The sequence below is a fragment of the Mycobacterium sp. E1747 genome (assembly GCF_001667775.1).
Classification (GTDB): Bacteria; Actinomycetota; Actinomycetes; order Mycobacteriales; family Mycobacteriaceae; genus Mycobacterium.
This window is the reverse complement of the sequence record NZ_LZJI01000185.1, coordinates 67,896-75,142: the sequence shown is the minus strand read 5'-3', so window position 1 is coordinate 75,142 and position 7,247 is coordinate 67,896. Positions and strand designations below refer to the sequence as shown.

7 protein-coding genes and 1 pseudogene are annotated in these 7,247 nt (G+C 64.4%); 3 read left to right on the top strand and 5 right to left on the bottom strand.

Annotation, left to right across the window (positions count from 1 at the left end):
- Window positions 1–264: pseudogene (locus tag A5695_RS29765) on the bottom strand (hypothetical protein); the annotation flags it as partial.
- A 44-nt stretch (window positions 265–308) separates the two neighbouring features.
- Between A5695_RS29765 and A5695_RS18190 the strand changes: the two are divergent.
- Genes A5695_RS18190 through A5695_RS18180 form a run of 3 tightly spaced genes read left to right on the top strand, consistent with a single transcriptional unit; the run spans window position 309 to window position 2,983 of the window.
- A complete protein-coding gene (locus A5695_RS18190) occupies window positions 309–1,451 on the top strand; it encodes an acyl-CoA dehydrogenase family protein (RefSeq protein ID WP_068085073.1) in 1,143 nt (380 codons plus the stop codon).
- A complete protein-coding gene (locus A5695_RS18185) occupies window positions 1,448–2,185 on the top strand; it encodes an enoyl-CoA hydratase-related protein (protein ID WP_068085069.1) in 738 nt (245 codons plus the stop codon). Before A5695_RS18190 ends, A5695_RS18185 begins: the two co-directional genes overlap by 4 nt.
- Before the next feature lie 12 nt (window positions 2,186–2,197).
- A complete protein-coding gene (locus A5695_RS18180; protein ID WP_068085066.1) occupies window positions 2,198–2,983 on the top strand; it encodes an enoyl-CoA hydratase/isomerase family protein in 786 nt (261 codons plus the stop codon).
- Here the strand turns inward: A5695_RS18180 and A5695_RS18175 are convergent.
- The 4 genes from A5695_RS18175 to A5695_RS18160 form a co-directional block, all read right to left on the bottom strand.
- Window positions 2,976–3,359, bottom strand: a complete 384-nt coding sequence (locus tag A5695_RS18175; RefSeq protein WP_068085109.1) for a nuclear transport factor 2 family protein — start codon at window positions 3,357–3,359, stop codon at window positions 2,976–2,978. The two genes, A5695_RS18180 and A5695_RS18175, sit on opposite strands and share 8 nt — an antisense overlap.
- A gap of 5 nt (window positions 3,360–3,364) precedes the next feature.
- The gene (locus A5695_RS18170) at window positions 3,365–4,354 is read right to left on the bottom strand and encodes a nitronate monooxygenase family protein (RefSeq protein WP_068085064.1); all 990 of its coding nucleotides are present in this window, start codon (window positions 4,352–4,354) and stop codon (window positions 3,365–3,367) included.
- 28 nt (window positions 4,355–4,382) lie between these two features.
- Complete coding sequence (locus A5695_RS18165; RefSeq protein WP_068085061.1) at window positions 4,383–5,135, bottom strand: 3-hydroxyacyl-CoA dehydrogenase; 753 nt, start codon at window positions 5,133–5,135, stop codon at window positions 4,383–4,385.
- 256 nt (window positions 5,136–5,391) lie between these two features.
- Window positions 5,392–7,050, bottom strand: a complete 1,659-nt coding sequence (locus A5695_RS18160; RefSeq protein ID WP_068085058.1) for an OB-fold domain-containing protein — start codon at window positions 7,048–7,050, stop codon at window positions 5,392–5,394.
- Window positions 7,051–7,247 lie beyond the last annotated feature (197 nt).

Here is a 7,247-nt window from a genome sequence, read left to right as displayed (position 1 = left end):
CTCGGCACCCACCTTGCCGGCCACGCGTGACACCACAGCGGCCCCACGGCGACGCAGATCGGCATCGGGCACGGGCAGGACAACCGCACCGTGGGCCCGCGACGGCAACAGCACGCTGGCCGTACCCCGCACCGTGCTCTCGTCGCGCTGGCTGGTCCCCAGCACGTCTAGCTGGACGAGTCCGTCGGGGGTGTCGCTCTTGCCCGTGCCCGATGCCGATCTGCGTCGCCGTGGGGCCGCTGTGGTGTCACGCGTGGCCGGCAAGGTGGGTGCCGAGATGCGACGAATCCACGGAGAGTGAGAAGGACATGAAGAGAACGGTATTCGAAGCGGAACACGAAGCCCTGCGCGAGACCACCAGACAGTTCATCGAACGGGAGGTCGCGCCACACGCCGAACAGTGGGACCGCGATCGCCTCGTCGACCGGTCGGCCTACGCTGCCGCGGGTAAGTACGGCCTGATCGGGTTCAACATGCCCGAGGAGTACGGCGGCGGCGGCACCGAGGACTTCCGCTTCAACGCGGTCATCGTCGAAGAGTTGGCGCGATGCGGGTTGGCGGCGCCCTCGCTGTCGCTGCAGAACGACGTCGTGGGACCGTACTTCAAGTCGTTGGCGACCGACGAGCAGAAGTCCCGCTGGATGCGGGGCATCGTCAGCGGTGAGACGATCGTCGCGGTCGCGATGACGGAGCCGGGCGCGGGCAGCGATCTCGCCGGGATCCGCACGTCGGCGGCACGAGACGGTGACGACTGGGTACTCAATGGTGCGAAGACATTCATCTCGGCCGGCATCAACAGCGATCTCGTCGTGGTCGTGGCGCGCACGGATCCCGATGCCGGCCACAAGGGCTTCACACTTCTCGTGGTGGAGCGCGACATGCCGGGTTTCACCCGCGGCCGCAAGCTCGACAAGATGGGGTTGCACGCCCAGGACACCGCGGAGCTGAACTTTGAGGACGTCCGAGTGCCCGGCGCGAACGTGCTCGGCCAGGTGGGCCGCGGCTTCTACCACCTCATGCATAACCTGCCCTCCGAGCGGTTATCGATCGCCATCGGCGCCGTCGCCGGCGCACGCGAAACATGGCGACAGACATTGCAGTACGCCAAGGATCGAAAGGCGTTCGGTCAACCGATCGGAAGCTTCCAGCACAACCGCTTTCTGCTGGCCGAAATGGACACTGAACTCGAGATCGCCGAGCAGTACATTGACCGCTGTCTACAGGCGGTCGTCGACGACGAACTCACTGCCATTGAGGCAGCCAAGGCGAAGTGGTGGTGCACCGAATTGGCTAAGAAGGTCATCGATGGATGCGTGCAGCTGCACGGAGGATACGGGTACATGATGGAGTACCGCGTTGCTCGCGAGTACTGCGACTCGCGAATCCAAACCATCTTCGGTGGAACCACCGAGATCATGAAGGACATCATCGGCCGCGATCTGGGACTATGAGCGGGATCTCGAGTCATCGAGACGGCAACGTCCTGCACGTTGTGCTCGATCGGCCGAGCAAGCTGAACGCGGTCAACTCCCCGATGCTTGCCGCACTCAAGCGCAGCCTCGATGAGGCGAACCGTGATTCGACGTCGGTCGTCGTGCTCTCCGGTGCGGGGCGCGCGTTCTGCTCCGGCGGCGACCTGAGCGGTCGAGACACCGAGGGGGCCGGTGAACTCGCTAACGACGTCGTGCGAGCGATCATCGAACTGCCCAAACCCGTGGTGGCGGCCGTGCACGGTCCCGCCGTGGGCGTAGGTTGCACGCTCGCGTTGGCGTGCGATCTCACGGTCGTCGCGCGGTCCGCCTATTTTCAGTTGGCATTCAGTCGGGTCGGATTGATGCCGGACGGCGGCACGTCGGCGCTCCTTCCGGTGGCGATCGGTCGGCCGAGGGCGACCCGAATGGCGATGCTGGCGGAGCGGATTTCGGCTTCGGATGCCTACTCGTGGGGGATGATCACACATTTGGTGGAAGACGCGACGTTCGACACGGGGCTGGCCTCCGTGGTCGATGCTCTCGACGCGACGTCGGGACCCTCGCTGCGCTGGATCAAAAAGGCGATGCGCGCAGCGACGATGGCGGCGCTCGGCGACGTGCAGATCGTGGAAATGGAAGGCCAGTCGACTTTGACCGGTACGCCGGAGTTCCGGACTGCGGTAGCCGCATTCCGCCGCGCTCCGAAACAATAGAGGAGTATCCAGATGGATGTGTTGGACAACCTGGTGGCCATCGAGTTCGATTTCGCCGACCACGTCGCCACGGTGACGCTGAATCGACCGGCGCAGATGAACAGCTTTGACGAGCAGATGGCGACCGAACTGGTGCGGGTCTGGACGCGGGTGCGAGAGGACGACGACATCCGAGTTGTGGTCCTACAGGCCAATGGTGAGCGCGCCTTTTGCACCGGTATCGACGTGTCGAAGGGAGCCTGGTGGTTCGACCAGCCGATCTTCAACCAGGAGGATCCAGGCACTCTCCTGGGCCCCAAGGCGCACCTGGTGTGGAAGCCGGTGATCGCTGCGTTACACGGAATCGTCGCCGGGGGAGCGATGTACTTCGTCAATGAGTGTGATTTCTCGATCTGTGCGCAGTCGACGCTGTTCTTCGACCCGCATGCCAACGCCGGTGTCGTGTCGGCGCTGGAACCGATGGGGATGCTGGCGCTGGGCCTGCCGTACGGCGACGTCATGCGCTGGGCTCTCATGGGCAGTGAGGAAAGGATTACGGCGGAAACCGCATTACGTCTCGGTCTCGTCACCGAGGTCGTGTCCGACGACCAATTGCGCTCGCACGCCGCGGGATTGGCGTCCGAGATCGCAAGCCGGAGACCGCAGTCGATCCAGGGTACGGTTCGGGCGATGTGGGAAGCGCGTGATCTTCCGCCGAGCATCGCAGCACGCCACGGTTTGTCCTACACCCACATCGGCAATGCTGGCGACGGAAGGACCGATTCACGGTCCAACAAGCGGCCGCCGCGATTCAGGTAGTGGGTTCCTTCAGCTGCTCGCCCATTCTTTGGATCAGCGATTGCAAGCCGCGAAGCGGACGGGCCATGACCTTGATCGACGTGATCTGGTTGCTGGAATTCCACGCGAGTATGTCGATGCCCTCGATGTGGACATCATCGAGGCTCACGACGAACTCAAGAACGGCCGATCTATCGCCGAGCCACTGGTTGACGTAGTGGAAGTCGCTTCCGGCGAACATCCTCTCGGCGGCACGAAGATATCTGGCGCATGTTGCCTTTCCGGATTGCGGGGTGAACACGGCCGGCGAGTAGAACACCGCGTCGTCCGCAAGCATGTCGTGTAACAGTTGCTCGTTGCCGCTCTCCATGAACTCGAGCCACGTATCGACGGCCATCGAGGTCACAGCCGAGCCCCAGCCTTGAGCATTCCGCTCAACTTGACGGCGATGATCTCCTCGGCTTCAGCGACGATGCGGGAGACGAGTTCCTGACACGTCGGGATGTCCTCGATCAGACCCATGACCGTGCCGACGGTCCAGATACCCGCATCGAGGTCACCGTCGTCGAATACACGGCGTCCGCGCACGCCGGCAACGAGGTGCTTGACGTCCTCGAACTGGCCGCCCTTCTTGAGGATCTCGACCACCTCGCGCGATACCTCGTTGCTCGCCACGCGCGCGGTGTTGTGCAGCGACCGGAAGATCAGCTCGGTCCCACGCTCGTCACCGTCAACGATCGCCCGCTTGACGTTGTCGTGAATGCACGACTCGGCGGTCGCCATGAACCGGGTGCCCATGTTGATGCCATCGGCGCCCAGCGCCAGCGCCGCGACCAGACCGCGGGCATCGCCGAAGCCGCCGGAGGCGAGCATCGGGATCTCGATCTGCTTGGCCGCCGCCGGAATCAGCACCAGGCCGGGGATGTCGTCCTCGCCGGGATGGCCGGCGCACTCGAAACCGTCGATGCTGATGCCGTCCACACCGAGGCTCTGCGCCTTCACCGCGTGCCGCACCGAGGTGCACTTGTGCAGCACCTTGATGCCGTTGTCGTGGAACATCGGCAGATGCGGGGCCGGATTGGACCCGGCGGTCTCCACGATCTTGATACCGGCATCGACGATCACCTGGCGGTACTCGTCATAGGGCGGGGGGTTGATCGACGGCAGGATAGTGACGTTCACGCCGAACGGCTTGTCGGTGAGATCGCGGGTGCGGGCGATCTCGTTGGCCAGATCCGCCGGAGTCGGTTGGGTGAGCGCGGTAATGAACCCTAACCCACCCGCATTCGCCACGGCCGCAACGAGTTCGGCGCGACCGACCCACTGCATACCGCCCTGGGCGATCGGGTGATCGACACCGAAGGCCTCGGTGAACTTCGTCGTGATCGTCATTTGTGCTCCCAGCTCTTCGCGCAAGCGCTCATCGCGGCGCCATCCGGATCGCCCCGTCCAAACGAATCACTTCGCCGTTGAGCATCGGGTTCTCCACGATATGGGCGGCCAGAGCACCGTACTCATCGGGGTCACCAAGGCGGGCCGGGTGCGGCACCTGCTTACCCAGGGAGTCCTGCGCCTCCTGGGGCAACGAGCCCAGCAGCGGCGTCTTGAACAGGCCCGGGGCGATGGTGACCACGCGAATGAGCTCGCGGGCCAGGTCGCGCGCGATCGGCAGCGTCATGCCCACCACACCGCCCTTGGACGCCGAGTAGGCCGCCTGGCCGATCTGGCCCTCGAACGCGGCGACCGAAGCGGTGTTGATGATGACGCCGCGCTCCTCCCCGATCGGCTCCGTCTTGGCAATCCGTTCGGCGGCAAGACGCAACACGTTGAACGTGCCGATCAGATTCACCTGAACGACCGCGTTGAACCAGTCCAGCGGGAACGGCCCGTCCTTGCCCAACGTCTTGACCGCGTTGCCGATCCCGGCGCAGTTGACGTTAATGCGCAGCGGCCCCATCTCCTCGGCGATGTCCAGGGCGGCCGACACCGATTCAGGGTCGGTGACGTTAGCCTGCGCGAAACGGGCACGCGGACCCAGCTTGGCTACCACATCCTCACCCTTGAGGTCGATCACCACCACCGACGCACCCTTGTCGAGCAATCGCTTGGTGGTCGCCAAGCCCAAACCCGAGGCACCACCGGTGACGACGGCTACGGCGTTGTGAACAAGCATGATGGCAATTCCTCTCTGCGGTCATCCTCCGGGCCGACAGGCCCGTCACGACACACAAAGTACACGTAGTCATCTATGTCTGCGAAAATGGTCCGCGCATTGACGTTCGGGAGTCCAAACTTGCCGTCAAATGGATGGTCGATGAGGCCACTCAGGTCGTCAGTGGTCCGGCCCGTCGGCGATCTGCGACCTCCGGACGAGACCGAAGTATCAACCGTCGCAGATGATGACACGATGCGCCGGTGGGCCGCTTGACCTAAGCGTCTACGCGCAAAAGCATTGCGCCGCTGGGGACCCCTCCGCCGGCGGAGACCACGGCCACGCGGGGATCACTGACCTGCCGACCAGGTGCGCGGCCGCGCAGTTGGAGGACGGCCTCCCGCACGAATCCGTAGCCGTGCAAGCGGCCCGCGGACAGCTGTCCGCCGTGGGGGTTGATCGGCAGCGTTCCGTCGACGGCTATCCCGCGGCCCTCGCCGATGAAATCGCGCGCCTCGCCGAGTCCGCAGAAGCCCAGACCTTCCAGCCACGACAACGCGTTGAACGTGAATCCGTCGTAGAGCAGGGCGACATCCACGTCATCGGGGCGGAGCGCGGTGCGCGTCCACAGGTGCCGTGACGGACCTAGCGATTGAGGCAAGTGGGTGAACGTGCTCTGGTCCCAGGACAATCGCTCCAGGATCTGGGTACCGACCGCCTCGACGTAGACGGGCGTGCTCGCAAGATCATCGGCCGTCTCGCGAGCCGACACGATCACCGCCACGGCGCCGTCTACTGGAACATCGCAGTCGTACAGGCCGAAGGGAGTCGAGACCATCCGAGCCGAAAGGTAGTCCTCCATGGTCAACGGGTCCCGGTAAACGGCTTCGGGATTCGCGGCGGCATTGGCTCGCTCCGTGAGTGCGATCCATCCGAGGGTCTCGCGGGTATCGCCGTACCTGTGCAGGTAATGCGTTGCGTTGCAGGCGATCCAGTTCGCAGCTGACATCGCACCGAACGGTGCACGGAACTCGTACATGTCGGTGGCCCGGCCGTCGCTCGGCAACCAAATACCGCTTCGCGTGAGTGCTGCGTAAGTCGATTCCCACACCGTCCGGAAGCACAGCACGTGACGGCACAGCCCGGCGGCCACGGCAAGCATGGCCGCGACGATGGAACCCGTTTGCCCGGGCACCTCCGCTCCGCCGCTTACCCAGGTCGGATGCAGACGCAACGCCTCTTCGACCGCCATGATGCCGCCTTCCGACATGCCGGCCGGTGCCGCGCCCGGATAGGTTGCCAGACCATCGATGTCGGAAGGCTGCAGTCCGGCATCGGCGATGGCCTCCAGACACGCGTCGATCGTCAGGCTCAGCGGGTCGACCATCAGTCGCCGACCCACCTGGGACTGTCCGATACCCGAGATCACGACGCGGTCCTCGAACTTGCGCGGCGTCGCCGGCCCGCGTAGGTGCCGGCTAACGTCCTCCGGCGCGGGAAGCGGTTGACGATCAACTACATCCGGATCGGGCTCGAACAAGGGGATCCAGATGTCATCGGTGCCGCGCTCGAAGGTCACGCGAACCGGATCTCCGATCGAGATTTCGAGCGGGTCACAGTTCACGATGTTTGTCGTCAATCGCACCGAGGTGTCCTCGTCGAGCGCGACCACCGCGACGACGTACGGGGGAGGCATCGACGGAAGCCATTGCTGCTCGTTGCGCGTGAAACCGAGGATTTGAGCCCTGCCCGAGGTGGCCGCCATTTCGATGTTCCGCGACCCGCACTGGCTGCACGCGGGAGGTTGGGGGTGCAGCCATTTGCCGCAATCGCTGCATCGAGATACCCGGAGGATGCCGTCGGCGCCCGACGCCCAAAACGGGGCACTCGCTAGCGTCGGTTGCGGCAGCTTCCGACCGGTCGGGCTGTAGTTCATCTGAATCCCTTCGCCGTTCTGAGTCGCGGGAGGCGCGCGGACGGACCAACTTCTATAAGCACCGCCAAAACACTTCGGGGGTTCGGCATATCGAAGGGGCGCCTACCCCTACTATGGTGAAGATACCTTCACTATCAGCCGGGCTGTCAATCTCGTATCGATCGGGCGGAGGCGGCCACACGCGAAGGAAGAGGCGC